Origin of the sequence: Amycolatopsis jiangsuensis (assembly GCF_014204865.1) — a bacterium.
Taxonomy (GTDB): domain Bacteria; phylum Actinomycetota; class Actinomycetes; order Mycobacteriales; family Pseudonocardiaceae; genus Amycolatopsis; species Amycolatopsis jiangsuensis.
On the sequence record NZ_JACHMG010000001.1, the window covers coordinates 3,396,316 to 3,419,247 of the forward strand.

Genomic DNA, 22,932 nt, shown 5'->3' on the forward strand with positions numbered 1-22,932 from the left:
CTTCAGCAGCTGATCTCCGTGGAGGCTCCGGTACGGCACTCAAGCGGAGATGGCGCCACCGTGCCCCGGCGAGGAGGTCGGCTCCTGGCCAGGCGATGCGCCGGCGTCGCGGCCGGAAGAGGTGGCGGCCGCACGCACAAGCGGAGCCGCGACGTTGTATCCGGCGGAGGCGGCGACAGCGTCGCACGCAGCGCGGGTGGCAGTCACCCGGCGGCGACCGCGTTGCGGCGGAATCCGGACCGTACCGAGGGCTGAGTGCACCGAAGCCTCCGCCAGGGCGGCAAGGGATCGACGGTCCTCAGCCCGGCCCGGGGCGATCTCCGGGCACACGTGCGCCTCCAGGACCAGACCGCGCAACGCGGCGACGCGGCGGAGGGACGCGATGAGCGATTCCGGGCCGATGAAGGCCGGCCGGCTGGTTTCGCGACCGTCGGACAGGCGGTAGCGCAGCGCGATCGGACGGACTGGCACGCCGCCGTCGATCGCGGCCTGGAACGTTGCCGTGGTGAAGCGGCCGGAGGCCAGACCGCACCAGGTGGTGCCTTCGGGCGTGACGTTCACCAGCGAGCCGGAGCGCAAGGCGTCGGCCAGCTCGGTCATCGTGCCCGGCAGCGTACGGAGGCGATCGCGGTCCAGGAAGATGCTGCCGCCGCGGCGGACGAGGGTGCCCAGGACCGGCCAGGCGCCGATTTCGACCTTGGCGAGCGCACGCATCGGCCGCAAGGAATTGATGGCGACGATATCGAGCCACGAAATGTGGTTGTTCACCACGAGGGCACCGCGGCCGGCCGGCGCGGCACGGAAATCGTCGCCGCCTCGCACGATCAGACGGACACCGAACGCGCGAAGCACGGACCGGAAAACCGTGCGGACCAGCCGTTCTCGCCATTTGCTGCCGAGGACGAGTAGCATCGGTGCAGACATCAACGCAGCGAAGACCACGGACGCCGCCGCCGAGTAGCGCAGGACCCTGCGCGGCAAGCCGACCGTCGGGGCACCCTCGGTGAGGCAGCCGTCGCCGCACGGGGAAGCCGGCATCCAGGCGTGACTCATACCTGCACTCCGAGAAAGAACTTGAGGTAACGCTCGTCGACCTGGTGCAGGTCGAGCAGGACGAAGAAGTCCGCGACGCCGAAGTCCGCGTCGAGTGCCGGCGGGCCGTGCACCTTCGCACCGAGCCGCACGTAGCCCTTGATCAGCGGCGGCAAGATCGCCCGGTCGGGACGGGTGACGTCGTCGCACGCCCACGGATGCAGCGGCGAAACGCGGCGTGACTCGTCGGCGTAATGCTTGCTGCGCAAGACATCCCACACACCTGCGGCGTAGCTGCCGCCGTCACTCAGCGGCACCGAGGCGCAGCCGGCCAGATAGCGGTGCCCGGAAAGCAGCATGTACCGCGCGATTCCGGCCCACACCAGGCTTACGACGGCACCGCTGCGGTGCTCCGGGTGTACGCAAGACCGTCCGGTCTCCACGAGTGACGGGCGCAGGCTGTCGAGCGCGGTCAGATCGAATTCGCTGTCGGAATAAAGCTTTCCGGCCTGTGCGACACGGTCCGGCGGCAGCATCCGGTAACAGCCGACGATCTCGCCGGTCCGGTCGTCACGGACCACGAGGTGGTCGCAGAACTCGTCGAAGTAGTCGACGTCCAGACCGGGGTGCGGGGAAGCGAGCCGCGCGCCCATTTCCTCGGCGAACACCTGGTGCCGCAACCGCTGGGCGGCGAGCACTTCGTCATTGCCGTGTGCGACGAGAAGCGAGTACTTCGGCGCGTCCGCGGGGAGGTCGGCACCCGCCTGATCAGTGCTGACGAGGAGCTGTGACGACGTCATGGTCACAGGTGTACCCGCCGCCGGGAAACCGCGGAGAGTGCCAATCGATGACCGCTCAGTGCACTTTCAGTTAATTGCCGGTTCTCAGGCTTCTCTCAGGGTCGCGACGACCTCGGAACGCGCCGGAATTCCCAGATCCGGAAACGCCGGAGGCCGCCGCGTACGGCAGGTACGCGGCGGCCTCCGGAGCGGGAAACGTCAGCCCTTGCGCTTCTCGACCGCCTCGGTCAGCTGCGGCGCGACGTTGAACAGGTCGCCGACCACACCGAAGTCGGCGATCTCGAAGATCGGCGCCTCCGCGTCCTTGTTGACGGCGATGATCGTCTTCGACGTCTGCATGCCGGCCCGGTGCTGGATCGCGCCGGAGATGCCGAGCGCGATGTACAGCTGCGGCGACACCGTCTTACCGGTCTGCCCCACCTGGAACTGGGCCGGGTAGTAGCCGGAGTCGACAGCCGCGCGCGAGGCGCCGACGGCCGCACCGAGCGAGTCGGCCAGCTTCTCCACGACGTCGAACTTGTCCGCCGAACCGACGCCACGGCCACCGGAGACGACGATCGACGCCTCGGTCAGCTCCGGCCGGTCACCACCGACCACCGGCTCGATGCCGGTGACCTTGGCCGACTTCGCCGCGTCCTGCGCCGGGATTTCGACGGTCTCCTCGGCGGCGGCGCCGTCCGCGGCCTCCGCCTCGACCGCACCGGGACGGACCGAGACGACCGGCACGCCCTTGGCGGCCTTCGACTTCACCGAGAACGCGCCACCGAAGATGGACTGGTCCACGGAACCGTCGGAGTTCACACCGACCGCGTCGTAGAGCAGACCGGACCCGAGACGGAACGCGACGCGCGCGGCCACCTCCTTGCCCTCGGCGCTGGCGGCGACGAGCACCGCGGCAGGCGAGGCCTGCTCAGCGAGCTTCGCCAGCACGTCGACCTTCGGGGTCACCAGGTAGCCGGTCGCGTCGTCGCCTTCGGCGACGTACACCTTGGCCGCACCGTGGCCGGCGAGCGCGTCCTTGGCCTTCGACGCGGTGCCGGCCGGGCCCACCACGACGGCGGAGGGCTCACCCAGCGCGCGAGCGGCGGTCAGGAGCTCGAGCGTGACCTTCTTGACATCACCGTCGACGTGGTCGACGAGGACGAGTACTTCAGCCATTTCCGGAATCCTCCTCGAAACCGTGTCTCAGATGAGCTTCTGCGCGACCAGGTACTCGGCGGCCCTGCCGCCGCCGTCGCCCTCGTCCTCGACCTTCTCGCCCGCGGTGCGCGGCGGCTTCGGCGAGGATTCGACGACGGCCGACCAGGCGTTGCCGAGTCCGACCTCGCCCGCGTCGATGCCCAGGTCGGCGACCGTCAGCGTCTCGACCGGCTTCTTCTTCGCGGCCATGATGCCCTTGAACGACGGGTAGCGCGGCTCGTTGATCTTCTCGCTGACGCTGACCAGCGCCGGCAGATTCGCCTCGAGGTGGGTGATGCCGTCCTCGGTCTCGCGGTCGGCCTTCACGTTCGAGCCCTCGACAGTCAGCTCACGCACGTAGGTCAGCTGCGGCAGGCCCAGCAGTTCGGCGACGATCGCGGGCACCGCGGCACCCCGGCCGTCGGACGCCTCGTTGCCGGCGATGACCAGGTCGTAGCTCTCGACCTTGCCGACGGCGGCCGCGAGCACCTTGGCGGTGGCGATCGCGTCGGAGCCGTGCAGCGCCTCGTCCGAGACGTGGATCGCCTTGTCGGCGCCCATCGAGAGAGCCTTGCGGATGGCGTCGGTCGCGCGGTCCGGGCCGACCGAGATCACGGTGACCTCACCCTCGCCGGCTTCCTTGATCTTGAGCGCTTCCTCGACAGCCTTCTCGTTGATCTCGTCGAGCACGGCGTCGGCGGATTCGCGGTCAAGCGTGTTGTCGGAACCGGAGAGCTTCCGCTCCGAGTAAGTGTCCGGTACCTGCTTGACCAGGACAACGATGTTCGTCATGGGTCTTCTTCGACCTCCCGGTAGGGGCCGGCTCTCGGCCGCGGGACAGTGCTCTACTGGCCGGTAGATTAGGGGCATTCCGGCGCCAGGACCCGCCGAGGTGACGGCATTCACCTGGATGTGCAATCTATTGGGACCATCGTCCTGGTATTCGGTCGGTTAGCCCGTCCAGACGACCTCTCGCCCGATCGGAGGAACAGCCGCCTACTGCCAGTAGGCCGTCAGGCATTAACCTCCGAAAGCATGTCCGCGCACATCGCCGTAGTCACCGACTCGACCTCGTGCTTGCCCGCGCATCTCGCCACCCAGTGGAGAATCGGCGTCGTGCAGGTCCAGCTCCAGGTCGGAGACCAGACGGACGACGAGCACCGCTTCGACCGTGGTCGGCTCGTCGAGGCCATGAAAGCCGGCACACCCGTGTCGACGGCTCCTCCCGATCCCGGTGCCTTCTTCTGGACATATCAGGACGCGGCGTCCGCAGGCGCGTCCGCGATCGTCAGCCTGCACATCTCCGGGCGGCTGTCGGACACCGTGCAATCCGCCCGTGAGGCAGCGCAGCAGGTCCGGATCCCGGTGCACATCCTCGACAGCGGCACGTCCAGCATGAGCCTCGGTTTCGCCGCGGTTTCCGCCGCGCGCGTGGCCGGCGCCGGCGGTCAGCTCATCCGGGTGCTCGACGCCGCGGAACGACGCGTCCGCGCGTCCACCGAACTGATCTACGTGGACACCCTCGAATACTTACGGCGGTCGGGACGGATCGGTGCCGCCCAGTCGATGCTGGGCAGTGCCCTCTCGATCAAGCCGTTGCTCACCGTCCGCAACGGCGAGGTGAGCCCGCTCGCCCGCGTTCCGGGCACCAAACGAGCGATGAACCGGCTCGTGGACCTCGCCGCGAAAGCCGCCGGGGACCAGCAGGTCGATCTCGCCGTGACACGCTTCGGCTCGGACGAGCGCGAAGTGGTCCGGCGGCTGAAGGAACGTATCCCCGGAGCGGGTGACGTCCTCGTCGGCGATGCGAGCACCGTGATCGGCGCACACGTCGGCCCCGGCGCGCTGAGCATCACGGTGTCGCCGGTGAACTGACCTCCTCGCGTCGCCCCGGCAGGACGAGCGTCGCGAGTGGGACCACCACGGTCAACGCGAGCGTCACCACGATGAGCACCTGGTCGGCCACCGGGAAGTGCGCCAGGTGACCGAGGTGGTAGCCGATGTGCGGGACGGAGAACAGCAGCGCCGCGATTGACGCCATCCGGGCGACGGCTGTGGTACCGATCACGGCGGCGCCGATCAGCACCGCGGTGAGCGCCAGGCTGAGGCTCCCGAAGTCGCGGATCAGGTGTTCGTTGAAGGGGCCGTCCATCGCCACCCATCCGCTCCGGAAGCCGGGAAAGACCAGGTAGAAGCCCATCGGGATGGCTGTTGCCCAGATTCCTTGCACCGCTTCGGCGAGCCCGAACAGGATCAGGAGGACGCGCGTGATTGTCCGTTGCATGCAGCGGGAACGAGACGGGCGGACCGGATGTGACGCGCTAGGGTCGCGCAGGTGACCAACGCAGCCACCCGGGCCGAGGCACTGCACCTCACCGGCGAACGAACCGCCCCCGGAATCCCCGAGGAGAACTACTGGTTCCGCCGGCACGAGGCCGCGTATCTGACTCTGCTCCCCCACTGTATCGGTGCGACGGTGCTGGAGGCCGGTTGCGGTGAGGGTTACGGCGCGGGCCTCCTCGCCCGGCAAGCACACCGGGTGCTCGCGTTGGACTACGACCTGCCGACCACGGAACACGTTTCCCGCCGGTACCCGGAAGTCGCCGTGTCGCGGGCGAACCTCGCTTTCCTTCCGGTGCGTGACGGCGCCGTCGACGTGGTGGCGAACTTCCAGGTCATCGAGCACCTCTGGGACCAGGACGGCTTCCTCGCCGAGTGCCACCGCGTCCTGCGACCGGGCGGTAAACTGCTGGTCACGACGCCGAACCGGCTGACCTTCACCCCGGACAGCGACGTGCCACTGAACCCGTTCCACACCCGCGAGCTGGCACCGTCCGAATTGGACGAGTTGCTGCTTGTCGCGGGGTTCGCCGTCGAGTCGCTGCACGGCCTGCATCACGCGGAAAGCCTGCGTACGGTGGAAGGCCGGCACGGGGGTTCGATCATCGAAGCTCAGCTGGCCGTCGTAATGGGCTCCCTGCCAGGCCAGGCGACGTGGCCGGAGGAGCTGCTCGCCGACGTCGCCGCGATCCGCGCGGACGACTTCACCGTGCACGACAGGGACCTTGACGCCAGCCTCGACCTCGTCGCCGTGGCGGTGCGCCCGTGAGCGCGCGTCAGCCCGAATACGAAGGCACGTTCTGCCTTGCCCTGCACAGTCACCTGCCGTGGCTGCCGCACCACGGCAGCTGGCCGGTCGGTGAAGAATGGCTCTATCAGGCGTGGACTCATTCGTACCTTCCGGTCGTCGACCTGTTGCGCCGCTTCGCCGACGAGGGACGTCGCGACGTTCTCTCCCTTGGCGTGACACCGGTTCTCGCGGCGCAACTGGACGACCCCTACGCGATCCGCGCCTGTCACGACTGGCTGGGCCACTGGCAGCTGCGCGGCCGCCATGCGTCGACGCTCTGGGGCGGCGACCCGCTGCTGCGCGACCTGGCCGCCGCGGAGCACCAGACCGCGCTTCGCGCTACCGAAGAGCTGGAAACCCGGTGGCGAAACGGCTTTTCGCCGATTCTTCGCTCCCTTGTGGACAGTGGAACGATCGAGCTGCTCGGCGGGCCACTGGCCCATCCCTTTCAGCCGTTGCTGGACGAGCACGTACGGCGGTTCGCGTTGCAGGCGGGACTGGAGGACACGGCGTTGCGTCTCGGCCGCGCTCCGGAAGGCATCTGGGCGCCGGAATGTGGTTACGCACCGGGGATCGAACGGGACTATCGCGACGCCGGCGTGCGACGATTCCTGGTCGACGGTCCGTCCCTGCGTGGGGACACCTCGTCCGCGCACCCGGTCGGCGAGTCGGACGTCGTCTGTTTCGGCCGTGATCTCGATGTCACGTACCGGGTCTGGTCGCCGAAGGCCGGCTACCCGGGGCATTCGGCGTACCGGGATTTCCACACGTGGGCGCACGAAGTCGGGCTCAAGGCATCGCGCGTGACCGGCAAGACGGTGCCGCCGCAGGACAAAGCGCCGTACGACCCTTCGCTGGCCGCGAACGTCCTGGGTCTTCATGTCAAGGATTTCGTGGACACAGTCGTCACGCGGCTGCGTTCGCTCCGTGAACAGCACGGCCGGCCGTCTCTGGTCGTGGCGGCCTATGACACGGAGTTGTTCGGACACTGGTGGCACGAAGGTCCCGCATGGCTCGAAGGAATTCTGCGCGCGCTTCCTGAGGCAGGCGTGCGGGTGACCACGCTGCGTGGCGCGCTGGAGGCGGGGCATCTCGGTCCGCCGGTGGACCTGCCGGCGTCGTCGTGGGGTTCGGGGAAGGACTGGCGCGTCTGGGACGGCGAGCAGGTCGCGGACATGGTGCGGGACAACGCCGCATTGCAGACCCGGCTCCTGAACCTCGCCGACCGTTGCCAGGGGACCGCTCGTGACGCCGTCGCCGACCAGGCCGTCGCGGAAGCGATGCTGGCCCTGTCCAGCGACTGGGCGTTCATGGTCACGAAGGATTCTGCCGCTGACTACGCGCGCCGGCGTGCCGCCGTGCACACCGAGCGCTTCGACACACTGGCCGGCTTGCTCGACCGCGGCGACCGGACCCGCGCGCTGGCCCTCGCCGACGAATACCGCCGGGCCGACGGCCCGTTCGGCCATCTGGACGCTCGCGCCCTGCGGCGTCCGCACGCCTGACACTGTGGAAGGAACCTGACATGGGTATCCGCGAACTGCCGTTGAAGACCCTGGCCGGCGAGGACACGACCCTCGACGGCCCGCTGGCCGGCAAGACGCTACTGCTGGTCAACGTAGCGTCGAAGTGCGGCTTGACCCCTCAGTACTCGGGACTGGAGCGTCTGCAGGAACGCTACGGAGACAAGGGCTTCTCGGTCGTCGGCTTTCCGTGCAACCAGTTCGCCGGCCAGGAACCCGGGACGGCGGAGGAGATCCAGACCTTCTGCTCCACGACCTACGGTGTCTCCTTCCCGCTGTTCGAGAAGCTGGAAGTCAACGGCGAGGGCCGGCACCCGCTCTACGCCACCCTCACCGAGAGTCTCGACAGCAACGGCGAAGCCGGCGACGTGCAGTGGAACTTCGAGAAGTTCCTGATCAGCCCGTCCGGGGAGGTACTCGGCCGTTTCCGCCCCCGCACCGACCCCGAGGATGAGACCGTGGTGAAGGCCGTCGAAGCCGCGTTGCCGTCCTGACCTGATCCCGCGGCGGGCCGCTCGCTAACCTGCGGCCCGCCTTGTGGGCAGTAGGTGTTCGGCCGCCCAGTTCAGCCAGCACCAGCTCGCAGTCCGCTGTCGCCGCTCAGTGGCGACCCGAGCTCACCACCCTGCGGGCTCAACCGGCGTCAGCGCAGTCGCCGTTGCTTCGCAACGGCGACACGAGCCCACCAGCGTGCGGGCTCAACCGGCGTCATCCCACACCACCGTCACCTCCCAGCGGCAACGGCAACAGCGCGCTCGCCGGCGTCGATTCTGCCGTTACCATCGCGCGTCCACTGTTGCCGCTCGCTGGCGACACCGGGCTGACCAGCATCGATCGGGCAGGACGCTGCACGTAAGCGACTGGCGAGTAACCTCTGGCCATGCGCGTGCTGATGTTGTCGTGGGAATATCCGCCGGTCGTCATCGGCGGGCTGGCCCGGCACGTGCACGCGTTGGCCCGGCACCTCGCCGGACAGGGCCACGAGGTGGTCGTCTTGTGCCGGCATACCGCGGGTACCGACGCCTCGACCCACCCCCGCAGCGACCGCGTCGTCGATGGCGTGCGGATTGTCCGGGTCGCCGAGGACCCCATGCACCTCACATTCGAGCAAGACCTCGTGGCGTGGACGCTGGCGATGGGGCACGCCATGGTGCGCGCGGCGCACGACCTCTTGCGCAGCTGGCAGCCCGACGTCGTGCACGCGCACGACTGGCTCGTGACGCACCCCGCCATCGCCGTCGCCGAGGCAGCGCACGTTCCGCTCGTCGGCACGATCCACGCGACCGAGGCGGGCCGGCACTCCGGCTGGCTGTCGCATCCGCTGAATCAGCAAGTGCACTCGGTCGAGTGGTGGCTGGCCAACCGGGCCGATGCGGTGATCACCTGTTCTCAGGCCATGCGCAGGGAAGTGGGTCACCTGTTCGAGATTGATGCCGCCGAGGTCACGGTCATCCACAACGGCATCGAAGAGCGCAGCTGGCGAGTCACGGCCGGTGAAGTGGCGAGCATGCGCGAACGTCACAGCCCGGCCGGCGCCCCGTTCCTGCTGTTCTTCGGACGGCTCGAATGGGAAAAGGGCGTGCAGGATCTTCTGGCCGCGCTCCCCCGCATCCGCCGCCGGTTCCCGGGGACGCGAGTGGTCGTTGCCGGAAAAGGGCGACACCACGACGAGCTGGTGGCGCAGGCCCGCAAGCTGCGGATTCGCCGCGCGGTGGACTTCGTCGGGCATCTGCCTGACCGGGAACTGCGCGCGTTGCTCGCCGCGGCCGACGCCGTGGTGCTGCCGAGCCGCTATGAACCGTTCGGCATCGTCGCGCTCGAAGCGGCCGCCGCGAAAGCACCGCTGGTGGCCTCGACAGCCGGCGGCCTGGGCGAGGTCGTCGTGGACGGCGAGACCGGCCTGGCCTTCGAACCGGGCGACGTCGCCGGTTTGACCCAGGCGGTCACCGCAGTGCTGGATGACACCGTGGCGGCAACTCGCCGAGCGCGGACCGCGCAGTCCCGCCTCGCCGCGGACTTCGACTGGGGCCGGATCGCCGAAGAGACCGTCGAGGTCTACCGCCGGGCGCGAATCAGTGAGCCGGTGGAACTGGGGCGGCCCAAGATCGCAACCGGCAACGCCTTCGAACTGTGACCGGCTGAGCGGCCGGCAGCGAACCTTCCCGGCGCCTTCGCCGTCAGCACCGCCCGGTAAGGATCCTGACCGGAACCGGCTCGACATACGGCGAATGCGGCTCAACGGCCACCCGGATCCGATCTGCGAAGGCAGCGCGTTCGCCGGCAGCAGGCAAACTTTCTTCGCTGAGAGCCGAATACACGCCGCCGACCATCTGATCGATCGTGAGCTCTCCGCGGTGCTCGACGACGCGAAAGTCCATCTCGTACCCAGCCGCGACGAGCGAGTCGCGATAGCGGGTTTGGCTGTCTTCGTCGGCGCCACATGGCGCGGTCAGTGGATGACCGAGCCAGTCGGCGAGCACTTCCGGAGCGCGTGCGACCAGGAACTCTCCTGAAACCACAGTGGCAACCCGTTCGTCACCACGGCGACCCCGCCGCCCGCACGCAGCATTGGCCGAATATCGGCGAACAGTTTCTCGTGGTCCATCCAGTGCAAGGCCTGCGCGATCGTGACCGCGCCGAACCCGCCGCGCCACGCACCGAGCGCTGGGATGTCGGTGTCGCCACCCAGAAGCCACGACACGTTGGCGACCCCAGCGGCCATGGCGACGCGACGTCCCGTCTCCACCATGTCCGGCGACAGGTCCATTCCCACCACCGCACGTACACCTTCTGCCATCGGGACTGTCAACTGTCCCGTGCCGCACCCGAGATCGACGACGACGTCATCACCGGTCAGGGTGAAAGTCGCACAGAGCGCATCGACTGCCGCGGGCGGGTAACCGCGGCGGTACTGCTGGTAGAAGCCGGCGATCTCCCCGCCGAATCTGTAGTTCATACGGAGATCGTCGCGACATGCGCGGAAGGGGCCAGTCGGTTTCGCCGACGGCTGAGAGGAATCGAAGACATTTCGCTGACAGCTGAGTCTCCTCGGGCCGATCAGGCTTTGGACTATCGTATGAGGTGGGAGCAGCACCTCGACCGCCGCCTTGTACATCAGCCCTACGGACGTTCCTCGCACAAGACCGGCACCACACTTGCGGCCCGGCAGGTGCCGGTCCGCAAGGCCGACAGCAGTCCGGTCTGTCCGAGCATCTGCGCGGACGTCGCCCCGAAGAGATCGTCGCCGCTGAGTGGCAACGGCGCGGGGCGACCTCCCGCCAGAGGGCAGTGACTCGCCGGTCGCCTGCACCGGAGCATGGGTTCGGGAGCCGTACGCCGTTGAGTGGCGAACGTGGTGGTTCCGGTGTGGTCCGCGGCGGGACAAGACCTGTGGCACCAGCCGCCGAAAGGGCAATCGCCACTCATCGGCAACAGTACGAAACGCTCCGGAACGGCCGAAGCCCGCGCGGTTGCCGTTGAGTGGCGACAACCGCGCGGGCCTGGAAAAGCCCCCGGGTCCGGTGGCGGGGAGCCTCCGCCACCGGACCCGTTCCCGCACGGTCCCAAAACCGGGCGGGGAGCCGGTCGCTCGTGGTCAGGTCACGGGCGACCGGAGCAGGTTCACCGGATGGTGTCGGTGAGGTAGCGGGCGTAGGCGCCGGTCGTGAGGAAGCTCGGGAGCTTCTCGCCCAGGGCGGTCTCGGTGAAGATCTCCCGGGCGTCCCCGAGGCGGGCCTCCGCGCCGAGGTCCGCGCGGACCTTGGCGAGTTCGTCGTCCAGGAACTCGGCCGCCAGCTCGTGGGTGACGGCAGTGCCGTCCTCGAGCTTCGTGCCGTTGTGGATCCACTGCCAGATCTGGCACCGGGCGATCTCGGCCGTCGCAGCGTCTTCCATCAGGTTGTGGATCGCGGCGGCGCCGGTGCCCCGCAGCCAGGAGTCGACGTAGCGCAAGGCGACGTTGATGTTCGCCCGCACGCCTGCCTCGGTCACCTCGCCGCCGGCGCTCGCGACGTCGAGCAGGTCCTCGGCAGCCACCGAGACGTCTTCGCGTAGCTTGCCGAGCTGGTTCGGCCACCCGCCGAGCACGCCGTCGAACACCTCGCGGCACACCGGGACCAGGCCGGGGTGCGCCACCCACGAACCGTCGAACCCGTCGGCGGCCTCTCGGTCCTTGTCCTGGCGAACCTTCTCCAGAGCGATCTCGTTGGCGGCAGGATCCTTACTCGGGATGAACGCGGCCATCCCGCCGATCGCGTGCGCACCGCGACGGTGACAGGTACTGACCAGCAGCTCGGTGTAGGCACGCATGAACGGGACCGTCATCGTCACCTGTGCCCGGTCCGGCAGCACGAAGTCGGCGCCGTGTGCCGAGAAGTTCTTGATGACGCTGAAGATGTAGTCCCACCGTCCGGCGTTCAGACCGGACGCGTGCTCACGCAGCTCGTAGAGGATCTCGTCCATCTCGAATGCCGCAGTGATCGTCTCGATCAGCACGGTCGCACGGACGGTGCCTCGCGGAATGCCGAGTTCCTGTTGAGCCAGCAGGAAAACGTCGTTCCACAGCCGTGCTTCGAGGTGACTTTCCAGCTTCGGCAGGTAGAAGTACGGTCCGCTGCCGCGTGCGATCAGCTGGCGCGCGTTGTGGAAGAAGTACAGTCCGAAGTCCACGAGGCTCGCCGAAACGGGGCGACCATCGATCCGGATGTGCTTTTCCACCAGGTGCCAGCCGCGCGGCCGCGCGACGATGGTCGCCGGCTCGTCGCCGATCGTGTAACGCTTGCCTGCGTCGGTGGTGAAGTCGATGTTGCGGCGGATGGCGTCGAAGAGGTTCAGCTGGCCGTCGACGACGTTGTGCCAGGTCGGCGAGGTCGCGTCCTCGAAGTCCGCCAGCCAGACCTTCGCCCCGGAGTTGAGCGCGTTCACCGTCATCTTGCGGTCGGTCGGGCCGGTGATCTCCACGCGCCGGTCCTCGAGACCGGGCGCGGGCGGAGCGATCCGCCAGCTGTCGTCGCTGCGGATCCGGCGCGTTTCCGGCAGGAAGTCGAGCCGCTCCTCCCCCGAGCGCACCCGCTCGCAGCGCCGGCGGCGTTCGTCGAGCAACTCGCGGCGGCGTCCGGCGAAGGTGTTGTCGAGCTTGGCCACGAAGTCCAGTGCGGCCGGGGTCAGAATCTCGGCGAACCGGCCACCGGTCGGCCCGGTGACCTCGATGCGGTAGTTCAGCTTGTCGGCCATCTCGTACCTCCGCGAAAGGGAAGGAAGGGGGCGGTCCGGCGGCGGTGGGGGTCGCCGCCGGACCGCGAAGGGGGCAGGCTCAGAACTGGGCTTCCTCGGTGGAACCCTTGAGCGCCGTGGTCGAGCTCTCCGGGTTCAGGGCCGTGGACACCTGGTCGAACCAGCCGGTGCCGACCTCACGCTGGTGCTTGGTGGCGGTGTAGCCGCGCTCCTCCGAAGCGAACTCGCGCTCCTGCAGCTCGACGTAGGCCGACATGCCCTCGCGGGCGTAGCCGTGCGCCAGGTCGAACATCGAGTAGTTCAGCGCGTGGAAGCCGGCCAGCGTGATGAACTGGAACTTGTAGCCCATCGCGCCCAGCTCACGCTGGAACCGCGCGATCGTGTCGTCGTCCAGGTGCTTCTTCCAGTTGAACGACGGCGAGCAGTTGTAGGCCAGCATCTGGTCCGGGTACTGCGCCTTGATCGCCTCGGCGTACTTGCGCGCCACTTCCAGGTCCGGCGTCGAGGTCTCCATCCACAGCAGGTCGGCGTACTGCGCGTAGGCCAGGCCGCGGTCGATGCACGGCTCGATGCCGTTGGACACCTCGTAGAAGCCCTCGGCGGTGCGGCCGCCGGTCAGGTACTTCTGGTCCCGCTCGTCCACGTCGCTGGTCAGCAGCGTGGCGGCCTGTGCGTCGGTGCGGGCGACGATCAGCGACGGCACGTTCAGCACGTCCGCGGCGAGACGCGCGGCGTTGAGCGTGCGCTCGTGCTGCTTGGTCGGGATCAGGACCTTGCCACCGAGGTGGCCGCACTTCTTCTCGGAGGCGAGCTGGTCCTCCCAGTGCACACCCGCGGCGCCGGCCGCGATCATGCCCTTCATCAGCTCGAACGCGTTGAGCGGACCGCCGAAGCCGGCCTCGGCGTCGGCGACGATCGGCGCGTACCAGTCGATGTCGGTGTTGCCCTCGGCCCAGTTGATCTGGTCGGCGCGGCCGAGCGCGTTGTTGATGCGGCGGACGACGGCCGGCACGGAGTTGGCCGGGTACAGGCTCTGGTCCGGGTAGGTCTGGCCGGCCAGGTTGGCGTCGGCGGCGACCTGCCAGCCGGACAGGTAGATCGCCTTCAGGCCGGCGCGGACCTGCTGCACCGCCTGGTTTCCGGTGAGCGCGCCGAGGGCGTTGATGTAGTCCTCGCTGTGCAGCAGCTGCCAGAGCTTCTCCGCACCGCGACGAGCGAGCGTCTGCTCTTCCACGACGGAGCCACGCAGCTTGACCACGTCGGCGGCGGAGTAGGTCCGCTGAACGCCCGCCCAGCGGGGGTCGGTCTTCCACTGCTCGGCCAGCTCGGCCGCCGCCTGCTCGAGCTGCTTGGCCTGCTCGGTCATGGGAATCTCCCGTGTTGCGAAGTTTGCGATTGCTCGCCTTGCCTGGTCACGACCCTGACACGAGCGGTAAAAGTCGGTCCAGAGCTCCAATTTGCCAATTTGTGCGAAGGATGCCTAGCATCTTGCAAAGGTTGTGAATCGACGGTTCGCAACGACGGGGAGAATTCGCGGGCTTGATCGTTCACGTAATCGTTCAGGCCCGGAAACCTTCCGGCCGGATGGAGGAGCCATGGACAAAACTTTCGCCGGACCGCGGCTGCGGCATCTGCGGGAAAGCCGCTCGATGAGCCAGGCGGACCTCGCGCGTGTGCTCGAGATCTCACCCAGCTACCTCAACCAGATCGAGCACAACTCCCGGCCGTTGACGGTCCCCGTGCTGCTGCGAATCACCCAGGCGTTCGGCGTCGACACCGAGTTCTTCGCCAACAACGACACCTCCCGGCTGGTCGCGGACGTCAAGGAAGCGCTGCTCGACGAGGTCGTGGGCGTCGACGTGACCAGCGGCGAGCTGAACGACCTCGCCACGAACCTGCCGTCGGTCGCCCAGGCGCTGGTGAAGCTGCACCGCAGCTACCGCAACGCGGTGGAGAGCACCGCCGCGCTGACCACGGAGAACGGCCTCGGCCTGCATGGCAGCGCGGCCGCGCCGTTGCCCCACGAGGAGGTCCGCGACTTCTTCTACGAACGGGAGAACTACGTCGCCGAACTCGACGAGCGCGCCGAGCGGATGGCCGCGGCGATCCCGCTGCGCCGCGGTTCGGTGCTCGGCTCGCTGAAGGAACGTCTCTGGCAGCGCTACGGCGTCGAGGTGACCACCCAGGGCATCGACGAATCCGCTGGTCAACAGCACCAGTACGAGCCGGCGACCCGTGTGCTGCGGCTCGCGCCGAGCCTGCGGGTCGGACAGCAGGCGTTCCGGATGGCGTCGCAGATCGCGCTGCTCGAGTACGACGACTTGATCACCGAACTCGCCGATTCGTGGGCGTTCTCCGGCCCCGCCGCGCGCACGCTCGCACGCGTCGGACTGGCGAACTACTTCGCCGGCGCGCTGATCCTGCCGTACGGCTCGTTCCTGGACGCGGCGGAGCGGTTCCGCTACGACATCGAGCGACTCTGCGACCACTACGGCGTCGGATTCGAAACGACCTGTCACCGGCTGTCGACGTTGCAGCGCCCGAAGCAGCGTGGGGTGCCGTTCTCCTTCGTGCGGGTGGACCGGGCCGGGAACATGTCGAAACGCCAGTCCGCGGCCGGCTTCCACTTCTCGCGGGTGGGCGGTGCCTGTCCGCTGTGGAACATCTACGAGGCGTTCACCTCGCCTGGCAAGATCCTTACACAGATCGCCGCGCTGCCCGATGGCAAACGCTACTTCTGGGTCGCGCGCACGGTGTCGCGCAACATCGGCGGCTACGGGAGCCCGGGCAAGACGTTCACCGTCGGCCTCGGGTGCGAGCTGCGCCACGCCGGCCGGCTCGTCTACTCCACCGGCCTGGACCTCGACGAGCCCGCCGCGGCGACACCGATCGGGATGGGATGCAAGGTCTGCGAACGGCCGGCGTGCTCGCAACGCGCGTTTCCGGCGATCGGCAAACCACTGACCGTCGACGAGAACACGAGTACCTTCGTGCCTTACCCGGCGGTCCCCAAGGCGTGAGAAGCCCCGTTCCGCGGGGCGCGGCGCAGGTAGACGCGCCGGAGTCGGCAGACACGCGAACGCACGGCCGGCAATCGACGACACTGCCGGCACCACGGGACGGCTTCCTTCGGCCGAGGCTGACACGGCTGGGTAACCGAAGGCCAGAGCCGGCACGACGAGCACGGTGAGGTGATCCGCCCTCGCCTGGCCACAGCAGGCTTTGGCACGCGAAGAGGCCCGTGGCGAACATGATCGCAGTCGTCTGCGCAGTCGGTCGGCAGCGTTCATGAACGGGCGCATGAGGACAATTCGGTGACTCCTGGTGTCGAACGGCCACATCCGGCCGTCCGGCACCCCTGCGGACGGGGCAATACACGGGAAGTAGATTCAGCGACCGTGCAACGGATCGAAACCGTCAGTGCCCAGATGGTGGAACAAGCTGCCGATCGGCTCGCCGGTGTGGTCACCCGGACGCCCCTCGAGCCCAACGCCCGCCTTTCGTCCCGGGTGGACGCACGCGTCTGGCTGAAACGCGAGGACCAGCAGACCGTCCGCTCCTACAAGATCCGCGGCGCCTACAACTTGATCGTCCAGCTCGACGACGAGACCCGCGCGCGTGGTGTCGTGTGCGCGAGCGCCGGGAATCACGCACAAGGAGTCGCGTACGCGTGTCGCCGTTTGGGGGCGAATGGCCGCGTCTACGTACCCGGCACCACGCCCCGGCAGAAGCGCGAACGCATCGCAGCTCTCGGTGGCGCGCATATCGAGGTCATCGTGGTCGGCGAGACGTACGAAGACGCCTTCGCCGCTGCGAACGAAGACGCACAGCGGACCGGAGCGACACTCGTGCCGGCTTTCGACGACATGCGCACCGTCGCCGGCCAGGGCACGGTCGCACTCGAGATAGTCGAGCAGTTGGGCTTCGTCCCGGATGTGCTGGTGGTACCCGTCGGGGGCGGTGGTCTGCTGGCCGGCATCGCGACATGGCTCCGCGAGCGGCATCCGGAAGTCCGTGTCGTCGGCGTGGAACCGGCGGGAGCGATGTGCATGGCGGCCGCACTCGAAGCAGGCGAACCCGTGCGAATCGCCTCGGTCGACCCGTTCGTCGACGGTGCGGCGGTCCGCGAAGCCGGCCGGGTGACGTTCCCCCTCGTTCGTGAAAGCGGTGCCGAGTTGACATCGATCGACGAGGGTGCGGTATGCACCGAGATGTTGTCGATGTATCAGTCGGACGGCGTGATCGCCGAACCCGCGGGCGCGCTCGCAGCTGCCGCATTGGGGACCACCGTGCCCATCGAACCCGGCCAGACGGTGGTGTGCGTCGTCTCCGGCGGCAACAACGACGTCAGCCGATACAGCGAAATCCTCGAACGCTCCCTGATGCACGAGAACCTCAAGCACTACTTCCTCGTCGGATTCCCCCAGGAGCCCGGCGCGCTCCGCCGCTTCCTCGACGAGATCCTCGGCCCGGAAGACGACATCACGCGCTTCGAGTACGTGAAACGCAACAACCGGGAGACCGGCCCGGCACTGATCGGCATCGAGATCGCCCGGCGAACGGACCTGCCGGGCCTGCTCTCCCGGCTGGCGGCGAGCCCCTCGCAGGTCGAACGAGTGGAACCGGGCAGTCCGCTCTACCACTTCGTGGTCTGATGTTTGCCCTGCTCAAATGGCATTCGCCAAAAAACGGCAACGCCCGTCAAGCCACCTCGGCGCTCCCCTCTCGGTAGATCTTGGCCGAAGCGAGGCGGCCGTTCGCAAGCCGATAGAAGCCGGCGATGGGGAACGCTCGGTCGCTCCCGTTGTGGATGATCCGTTCCGTCAACTGGGCAGCGATCCGGTCGCCGTCGGCGATAACGTTCTCGACAGTCAGAGTGGGCAGCAGCTGCTCCATCGCGTCGCCGAAGAGCTGCCTGAGCTCGCCGCGTCCGCGCGCGACGCTCGTGCCGGTGATCCAAACGGCGTCGTCGGTGAAGCCGGCCAGCAGAGCTTCGAGATCGCGGGCGTTGAAGGCGCTCACGTGACGCCGCAGTGCTTCACTCACGCATCGAGCTTAGCTGCGGCGTCACGCGGTTTTCGTTCCTCTACGAATTCGGCGGCGGTATGGCCGGACCCGCACAGGATTCCGTTGTGGTGCGGCCGGTGTCGAAGAAGGTCACCGCGGCCGCCGCGCAGGGCAGCGACGACAGCGAGCCGTGGGCATCGTCCTGGATCGTCATCAGGTCACCACCGATTCGCCGCTGCATGGCGAAAGCCCAGCCGATCGGCGTGACCGGTTCGAATGCATGGCCGACGAGCTGCAACGGACTTTCGCCGGGCGCGAACTTCCACTGGCGCGCAGGCAACGGCCACCCGACGCACTTCTGCTCCCAGATGCCGTACGAGCCGGCGACCGGGTTGCGCTCAATGCGGTCGGCTCGATGCTCCCACACCGTGTCGAAGTCGCGGGGACTCGGAGATTCGTTGCATAGCAGGGCGTTCTGCTGGAAAGTGCTACCTCCGGTGCGGTCAGTGTCCCAGCCGAAGCCGTTCTCCGGTACCGCAGTCCGCTCGGTCGCCGGCGCTCCACCGTCACGGATCGTGGCCAGCCGGGACGCCAGTTCTGACCACTCGTTCCGGGGATTTGCCAGCATATCGTTCACCGTCTTGCCGTCGACCACGGAGCCATCCGGCGCCTTTCGCGGATGGGCAGCCAGCTCCGCACGCAGCTCGAGCAGGGCTTTGGCGACCGCCGGCTCATCCTGGCCGAAGTGGTAGACCGAGTCGTAGCGAGCGATCCAGGCGGAAAACTCGTGAAAAGTATTCTCGCCCGCCGTAGCCTCTCCATCATCCATTGCGGTGAGGTTCAGCTCCGGCATCATCACCGAGTCGAGCAGCATCTTGTCGACGTGGTCATCGAAGAGAGTGCGGTATTCCGCGCCGAGCGCCGTGCCCCAGGAAATACCGTAGTAGCCGATCTTGTCCTCTCCGAGTGCTTGGCGGATGCGATCCAGGTCTCGAGCGATAGTGGGCGTGGTCAGGGAACGAACCAACGCAGGATCCTGACCAACGCACCGCTGCTTGGTCGCCGCGTCCCGTTCGGCGACGAACCTGGCCTGTTCCTCTTCGGACAGGTTCGGTGGCGGCGACGTGTCGTCCTCGGGACAGGTCAACCCCGCGCTGTAGTCGACCCCACGCGGATCGAACCCGATCAGGTCGTGATGTTCCAGCAACCCGGCGGCTTTGCTGGCTGCGATCGTGCGTGGCGTGGTCATACCGGACTGACCGGGACCGCCGGGATTGAAGACGACTGTTCCTGTCCGAGTACCTGTCGCCGGGATCCTGCTGACCGCGATCTCGATCGTCCGGCCACCAGGATCGGCGTAGTCGACGGGAACCGGAACCATTGCACACTCGGTCCGCTGGTCGTCCGGATCCCATCCCCTCGCGATCGACGCACACGGCCGCCAGGAAAGCCCTTCCGCGGAAGCAGTAGCGGGCACGAAAGGGACCACCACAACGGCAGCGAGAAGTGCTGCCAGAGAACGAGAGTTCGGCATGACCACCATGCTGGCGTGACCCAGCGCGACAATGGATCAGCCGATCGGCCGAGAAACCCCGCCGATGGGCCGGTTCGTCGCGACGCTCGCGTCACCAACGGAGCCGTCACCGACACGGACGGCTCCCCCGTTTCCCGACGGCCCTCGCCTTACGACAACCTGGCGCGCGCCGGCCTTATCGCCTAATGGTTCGTGTAGTGCCAAGCTGTGGCGTCTTGTTGCGGCGAGGCACCTCACTCGACAGACAGAGATCAGTTCGATCCCTTGCCTCGGGAAGAGGCAGGTTCGCCACCGCATGGGCACGCCCGACGCCGATCCGCCGTCGACGACGCCAGCAAAGGCGCCGTAACCGGCATTGCCGTCCAACGGCGACGCCCAGGTCTGCGGACAGGTGAGGCGACGCCCAGGCCGACGCCGGGTAAGGCGATGCCCGTGGCCGGCGTCGCCGCTCTGTGGCGAATGGCAGGTCAACGCGGGAAACCGACGAACATCGTGCGATGCAGGTCGTCCACGTGCGCACGGGTGACGAGCGCGGCAGCCTCCGGGTCGTGTTCGGCGAGCGCCTGGACCAGGACCTCGTGGTCGCGGTTCGACTGGTGCAGCGACGGCATCGAATAGGGCAGGTAGAATCGGTAGAGTTCTTCCAAGACACTGAGGTACTGACGAATCGCTGCGGGCGGGGCGCCGACATTCGCGACCGCGGCATGGAAACGAGCGTCGAGCTCGTGGAATTCGGCCCACCCTGTCGTCGAATCCATCTGGCGGACAAGGGCGCGCAGTTCATCGACCACCGCATCGTTCGGCCTGCGGAGGGCGACCAGCTGCACCAGGCCGGACTCGAGAACAAGCCGATGGTCGATCAACTGGTGCACCTCATCCGACGCTTCGCGGTACGCGCGCACCTCACCGACGCGGCCGGCCGGGGCGTCCGCGGCGACGAGCGTTCCTCCGTTGCGACCGCGCCGGCGCTCGAGGATCCCGTCCTCGCACAGCGAAACGAGCGCGCGGCGCACGGTGATGTCGCCGACCCCCAGTGCGCGAGCGATTTCGCCGTTCGGCGGCAACCGCTCCCCCGGCGCGAGCAGACCGAGTTCGATCGCCAAGGCGATCCGAGCCCGCACGGTGTCGAGGGCGGACAGGCGCCGGATGCCAGTCAGCTCGGGCGCGCCCAGGTCGGCAGCCATGCGGTGACCCTACCTCGTAAAACTGCTCAAAGTGAACACTCTTGTTAAAGTGTTCAAGATGGTCTATTTTTCGGCCATGCCGCGCCCCCTGCCGATCGCGCTCGCGCAATTGCCCCCGCGCCCGTACACGCACACTGTGGCGTCGTACGCCCGCGAAGTAGAGACTCTGCTGTCAGCGCACCCGGATACGAGACTTGTCGCCTTCCCGGAGCTGCACCTGTGCGGTGTCGAAGGAAGCGCAACAGAGCGCAACGGACAGCTCAACGCCGCCGCGCAGCCGCTGGAAGGGTCACGTACGCGGGAACTGGCGCAGCTAGCGGGCGACCTCGGCGTGTGGCTGGCCCCCGGCAGCGTCTGCGAACGCGGCGACGAAGGCCAGCTCTTCAACACTGCGCTCGTCTTCTCGCCTGAAGGGCAGCTCGCAGGCAGCTACCGCAAGATTTTCCCTTGGCGACCATACGAGCCATACCATCCTGGTGACCGCTTCGTCGTGGCCGATCTCGCCGAATTCGGGCGAATCGGCTTCTCCATCTGCTATGACACCTGGTTTCCCGAGGTCACCCGACACCTGGCTTGGCTTGGCGCGGAGCTCGTGCTCAACCCCGTTCAAACGACGACCCCGGATCGGGCACAGGAGCTGGTTCTCGCACGCGCCAACGCGATCACGAACCAGCTGTTCGTCGCGAGCGTGAACACTGCTGGGCCGGTCGGCATGGGCGACAGCATCCTCGTCGACCCCGAGGGTGCGGTGCTCGGACACCTGCCCGGCGGCACGCCGGGGGTGCTCGCCCAGACCATCGATCTCGATGACGTAGCACGCGTCCGGAGGGAAGGGACCGCCGGCTTCGCCCGCGTGTGGGACCAGTTTGCACCGGACGACGCACCGCTGGAACTCCCTCTTTACCAAGGGCGTATCGAACCCGGTCGCTGGCGGCCGCAGGCAGGAGGAACCCGATGAGCGACACGCGGCGAATCCCGGCGGCGAAGCTCGAGCGGCGGCTCGGCCTGCCCGGAGTCGTCCTTTTCGGACTCGCCTACATGGCACCGCTGATCGTGCTCGGCACTTTCGGCGTCGTGGCAACTACCACCGATGGCACTGTGGCGTCAGCCTATCTGGTGGCTTTGGTCGCGATGCTCTTCACCGCGGCCAGTTACGGTAAGATGGCGACTGCATATCCAGTTGCCGGTTCGGCCTACACCTACGTGCGCAAGGCAATCGACTCGCGGCTCGGTTTTCTCGTCGGCTGGGCGGTGTTGCTCGACTACTTCTTCCTGCCGATGGTGATCTGGCTGATCGGTGGCGCCTACCTGTCGGCCCAGTTCCCCGGTGTGCCGAGCTGGCTGTGGCTGATCGCTTTCATCCTGATCACGACGGTGCTCAACGTGCTGGGCATCAAGATCGCCGAGAAGGCGAACTTCCTCCTGATGACGTTCCAGATCCTGGTGATCGCGTTCTTCGTGGTCCTCTCGATCAGGCAGGTGGTCACCGATGGCGGTTCGCTCGCCAGCGGTACTCCATTTTTCCATCCCGGCAGCACGTTCGGCACGATTTCCGGCGGAGCAGCACTGGCGACGTACTCGTTCCTCGGTTTCGACGCTGTCACCACGCTGACCGAAGAAGCAGTGGAACCCCAGCGAACGATTCCGCGGGCGATCCTGCTGACGGCGCTGGTCGGCGGTGGCGTGTTCGTCGTACTGGCGTATTTCACGCAGCTGGTGCACCCGGGCAGTCAGTTCACCGACGAATCCTCCGCCGCCTTCGAGATCGCGACCCGCATCGGCGGCAATCTGTTCGCTTCGTTCTTCCTGGCCGGACTCGTCGTCGCGCAGTTCGCGTCCGGGATCGCCGCGCAGGCCAGCGCGTCGCGGCTGATGTTCGCGATGGGCCGCGACGGCGTGCTGCCGAGAATTTTCGGCCGGTTGCAGCCGACGCTGCGCACGCCGACGTTCGCGATCGGCCTGACCGGGTGCGTGGGGCTGGTCGCGCTGACGCTGGACGTCACGACGTCGACCTCGTTCATCAACTTCGGCGCGTTCACCGCGTTCACGATGGTCAACGTCTGCGTGGTCGCCACCTGGCTACGCGAACGGCGAACAGCGCGGCGAAATCCGCTGACGTGGCTCGCCTGCCCGGTCATCGGCGCGGCGGTCGACCTCTGGCTGCTCGTCCACCTGGACGGCATCGCACTGGTGCTGGGCTTGGCGTGGCTGGCGATCGGCGTCGGCTGCCTGGCAGTGCTGACGCGTGGGTTCCGCCGGCCGCCACCGGAAATGACGTTCGACGAATGAGGCGCGGTCAGCTTTTTGCCAG

21 protein-coding genes are annotated in these 22,932 nt (G+C 67.7%); 9 read left to right on the top strand and 12 right to left on the bottom strand.

What is annotated here, in order from left to right:
- Window positions 1-39: 39 nt before the first annotated feature.
- The 4 genes from BJY18_RS14930 to BJY18_RS14945 form a co-directional block, all read right to left on the bottom strand.
- Window positions 40-1,053, bottom strand: a complete 1,014-nt coding sequence (locus BJY18_RS14930) for a lysophospholipid acyltransferase family protein (protein ID WP_184780555.1) — start codon at window positions 1,051-1,053, stop codon at window positions 40-42.
- Window positions 1,050-1,832 (bottom strand): GNAT family N-acetyltransferase, encoded by a 783-nt coding sequence (locus BJY18_RS14935; protein WP_184780556.1) that lies wholly within the window; start codon window positions 1,830-1,832, stop codon window positions 1,050-1,052. The genes BJY18_RS14930 and BJY18_RS14935 overlap by 4 nt, the downstream gene beginning before the upstream one ends.
- A gap of 198 nt (window positions 1,833-2,030) precedes the next feature.
- The gene (locus BJY18_RS14940; RefSeq protein ID WP_184780557.1) at window positions 2,031-2,990 is read right to left on the bottom strand and encodes an electron transfer flavoprotein subunit alpha/FixB family protein; all 960 of its coding nucleotides are present in this window, start codon (window positions 2,988-2,990) and stop codon (window positions 2,031-2,033) included.
- A 27-nt stretch (window positions 2,991-3,017) separates the two neighbouring features.
- Entirely contained in the window at window positions 3,018-3,803 is a 786-nt protein-coding gene (locus tag BJY18_RS14945) for an electron transfer flavoprotein subunit beta/FixA family protein (protein ID WP_184780558.1), read from the bottom strand.
- 243 nt (window positions 3,804-4,046) lie between these two features.
- Here BJY18_RS14945 and BJY18_RS14950 point away from each other — a divergent pair, with 243 nt between their 5' ends.
- Window positions 4,047-4,886 carry a DegV family protein gene (locus BJY18_RS14950; protein WP_184780559.1) on the top strand — a complete coding sequence of 280 codons (840 nt, stop codon included), beginning with the start codon at window positions 4,047-4,049 and terminating at the stop codon, window positions 4,884-4,886.
- On the opposite strand, the gene BJY18_RS14955 is transcribed toward BJY18_RS14950, so the two are convergent.
- A complete protein-coding gene (locus BJY18_RS14955; protein ID WP_184780560.1) occupies window positions 4,864-5,295 on the bottom strand; it encodes a hypothetical protein in 432 nt (143 codons plus the stop codon). The genes BJY18_RS14950 and BJY18_RS14955 overlap by 23 nt on opposite strands.
- A 51-nt stretch (window positions 5,296-5,346) precedes the next feature.
- Here BJY18_RS14955 and BJY18_RS14960 point away from each other — a divergent pair, with 51 nt between their 5' ends.
- From BJY18_RS14960 to BJY18_RS14975, 4 genes are all read left to right on the top strand, one after another.
- Complete coding sequence (locus BJY18_RS14960) at window positions 5,347-6,120, top strand: class I SAM-dependent methyltransferase (protein WP_184780561.1); 774 nt, start codon at window positions 5,347-5,349, stop codon at window positions 6,118-6,120.
- Window positions 6,117-7,646 (top strand): 1,4-alpha-glucan branching protein domain-containing protein, encoded by a 1,530-nt coding sequence (locus BJY18_RS14965; RefSeq protein ID WP_184780562.1) that lies wholly within the window; start codon window positions 6,117-6,119, stop codon window positions 7,644-7,646. Before BJY18_RS14960 ends, BJY18_RS14965 begins: the two co-directional genes overlap by 4 nt.
- A gap of 20 nt (window positions 7,647-7,666) precedes the next feature.
- Entirely contained in the window at window positions 7,667-8,158 is a 492-nt protein-coding gene (locus BJY18_RS14970; RefSeq protein ID WP_184780563.1) for a glutathione peroxidase, read from the top strand.
- A gap of 386 nt (window positions 8,159-8,544) precedes the next feature.
- Window positions 8,545-9,798: a glycosyltransferase family 4 protein gene (locus tag BJY18_RS14975; RefSeq protein WP_184780564.1), complete on the top strand. Its 1,254-nt coding sequence runs from the start codon at window positions 8,545-8,547 to the stop codon at window positions 9,796-9,798.
- Between the two features lie 43 nt (window positions 9,799-9,841).
- On the opposite strand, the gene BJY18_RS36875 is transcribed toward BJY18_RS14975, so the two are convergent.
- The 4 genes from BJY18_RS36875 to aceA all read right to left on the bottom strand — a co-directional run bounded on the left by BJY18_RS36875 (window position 9,842) and on the right by aceA (window position 14,262).
- Window positions 9,842-10,144: a hypothetical protein gene (locus tag BJY18_RS36875; protein ID WP_246458872.1), complete on the bottom strand. Its 303-nt coding sequence runs from the start codon at window positions 10,142-10,144 to the stop codon at window positions 9,842-9,844.
- On the bottom strand, window positions 10,114-10,779 hold the full coding sequence (locus tag BJY18_RS36880; protein ID WP_246458873.1) for a class I SAM-dependent methyltransferase: 666 nt from the start codon (window positions 10,777-10,779) through the stop codon (window positions 10,114-10,116). The genes BJY18_RS36875 and BJY18_RS36880 overlap by 31 nt, the downstream gene beginning before the upstream one ends.
- Before the next feature lie 506 nt (window positions 10,780-11,285).
- Entirely contained in the window at window positions 11,286-12,896 is a 1,611-nt protein-coding gene (gene aceB / locus BJY18_RS14985; protein ID WP_184780565.1) for a malate synthase A, read from the bottom strand.
- 79 nt (window positions 12,897-12,975) lie between these two features.
- Window positions 12,976-14,262: an isocitrate lyase gene (aceA, locus tag BJY18_RS14990; RefSeq protein ID WP_184780566.1), complete on the bottom strand. Its 1,287-nt coding sequence runs from the start codon at window positions 14,260-14,262 to the stop codon at window positions 12,976-12,978.
- Window positions 14,263-14,491: 229 nt separating this feature from the next.
- Between aceA and BJY18_RS14995 the strand changes: the two genes are divergently transcribed.
- Together BJY18_RS14995 and ilvA are read left to right on the top strand one after the other, a co-directional pair.
- Complete coding sequence (locus BJY18_RS14995) at window positions 14,492-15,916, top strand: short-chain fatty acyl-CoA regulator family protein (protein WP_184780567.1); 1,425 nt, start codon at window positions 14,492-14,494, stop codon at window positions 15,914-15,916.
- 378 nt (window positions 15,917-16,294) lie between these two features.
- Window positions 16,295-17,551: a threonine ammonia-lyase IlvA gene (ilvA, locus tag BJY18_RS15000; RefSeq protein ID WP_184784624.1), complete on the top strand. Its 1,257-nt coding sequence runs from the start codon at window positions 16,295-16,297 to the stop codon at window positions 17,549-17,551.
- 46 nt (window positions 17,552-17,597) lie between these two features.
- Here the strand turns inward: ilvA and BJY18_RS15005 are convergent, their stop codons facing one another.
- From BJY18_RS15005 to BJY18_RS15015, 3 genes are all read right to left on the bottom strand, one after another.
- Window positions 17,598-17,942, bottom strand: a complete 345-nt coding sequence (locus BJY18_RS15005) for a nuclear transport factor 2 family protein (protein WP_184780568.1) — start codon at window positions 17,940-17,942, stop codon at window positions 17,598-17,600.
- A gap of 40 nt (window positions 17,943-17,982) precedes the next feature.
- Window positions 17,983-19,284 carry an alpha/beta fold hydrolase gene (locus BJY18_RS15010; protein ID WP_246458875.1) on the bottom strand — a complete coding sequence of 434 codons (1,302 nt, stop codon included), beginning with the start codon at window positions 19,282-19,284 and terminating at the stop codon, window positions 17,983-17,985.
- Window positions 19,285-19,904: 620 nt separating this feature from the next.
- Window positions 19,905-20,621 (bottom strand): FadR/GntR family transcriptional regulator, encoded by a 717-nt coding sequence (locus tag BJY18_RS15015; RefSeq protein WP_184780570.1) that lies wholly within the window; start codon window positions 20,619-20,621, stop codon window positions 19,905-19,907.
- 58 nt (window positions 20,622-20,679) lie between these two features.
- Between BJY18_RS15015 and BJY18_RS15020 the strand changes: the two genes are divergently transcribed.
- Together BJY18_RS15020 and BJY18_RS15025 are read left to right on the top strand one after the other, a co-directional pair.
- Window positions 20,680-21,579, top strand: coding sequence for a carbon-nitrogen hydrolase family protein (locus BJY18_RS15020; RefSeq protein WP_246459884.1), 900 nt, complete (start codon window positions 20,680-20,682; stop codon window positions 21,577-21,579).
- Window positions 21,576-22,910 (top strand): APC family permease, encoded by a 1,335-nt coding sequence (locus tag BJY18_RS15025; protein ID WP_184780571.1) that lies wholly within the window; start codon window positions 21,576-21,578, stop codon window positions 22,908-22,910. The genes BJY18_RS15020 and BJY18_RS15025 overlap by 4 nt, the downstream gene beginning before the upstream one ends.
- Window positions 22,911-22,932: the final 22 nt, after the last annotated feature.

Bases quoted from the DNA above. Each gene is read 5' to 3' on its own strand.
- BJY18_RS14975 (WP_184780564.1), top strand. From the start codon at position 8,545: ATGCGCGTGCTGATGTTGTCGTGGGAATATCCGCCGGTCGTCATCGGC.
- BJY18_RS36880 (WP_246458873.1), bottom strand. From the start codon at position 10,779: ATGTACAAGGCGGCGGTCGAGGTGCTGCTCCCACCTCATACGATAGTC.
- aceA (WP_184780566.1), bottom strand. From the start codon at position 14,262: ATGACCGAGCAGGCCAAGCAGCTCGAGCAGGCGGCGGCCGAGCTGGCC.
- BJY18_RS14995 (WP_184780567.1), top strand. From the start codon at position 14,492: ATGGACAAAACTTTCGCCGGACCGCGGCTGCGGCATCTGCGGGAAAGC.
- BJY18_RS14940 (WP_184780557.1), bottom strand. From the start codon at position 2,990: ATGGCTGAAGTACTCGTCCTCGTCGACCACGTCGACGGTGATGTCAAG.
- aceB (WP_184780565.1), bottom strand. From the start codon at position 12,896: ATGGCCGACAAGCTGAACTACCGCATCGAGGTCACCGGGCCGACCGGT.
- BJY18_RS14955 (WP_184780560.1), bottom strand. From the start codon at position 5,295: ATGCAACGGACAATCACGCGCGTCCTCCTGATCCTGTTCGGGCTCGCC.
- BJY18_RS14930 (WP_184780555.1), bottom strand. From the start codon at position 1,053: ATGAGTCACGCCTGGATGCCGGCTTCCCCGTGCGGCGACGGCTGCCTC.
- BJY18_RS14935 (WP_184780556.1), bottom strand. From the start codon at position 1,832: ATGACGTCGTCACAGCTCCTCGTCAGCACTGATCAGGCGGGTGCCGAC.
- BJY18_RS15025 (WP_184780571.1), top strand. From the start codon at position 21,576: ATGAGCGACACGCGGCGAATCCCGGCGGCGAAGCTCGAGCGGCGGCTC.
- BJY18_RS15015 (WP_184780570.1), bottom strand. From the start codon at position 20,621: ATGGCTGCCGACCTGGGCGCGCCCGAGCTGACTGGCATCCGGCGCCTG.
- BJY18_RS14970 (WP_184780563.1), top strand. From the start codon at position 7,667: ATGGGTATCCGCGAACTGCCGTTGAAGACCCTGGCCGGCGAGGACACG.
- BJY18_RS15010 (WP_246458875.1), bottom strand. From the start codon at position 19,284: ATGGTTCCGGTTCCCGTCGACTACGCCGATCCTGGTGGCCGGACGATC.
- BJY18_RS14945 (WP_184780558.1), bottom strand. From the start codon at position 3,803: ATGACGAACATCGTTGTCCTGGTCAAGCAGGTACCGGACACTTACTCG.
- BJY18_RS15020 (WP_246459884.1), top strand. From the start codon at position 20,680: ATGGTCTATTTTTCGGCCATGCCGCGCCCCCTGCCGATCGCGCTCGCG.
- BJY18_RS14950 (WP_184780559.1), top strand. From the start codon at position 4,047: ATGTCCGCGCACATCGCCGTAGTCACCGACTCGACCTCGTGCTTGCCC.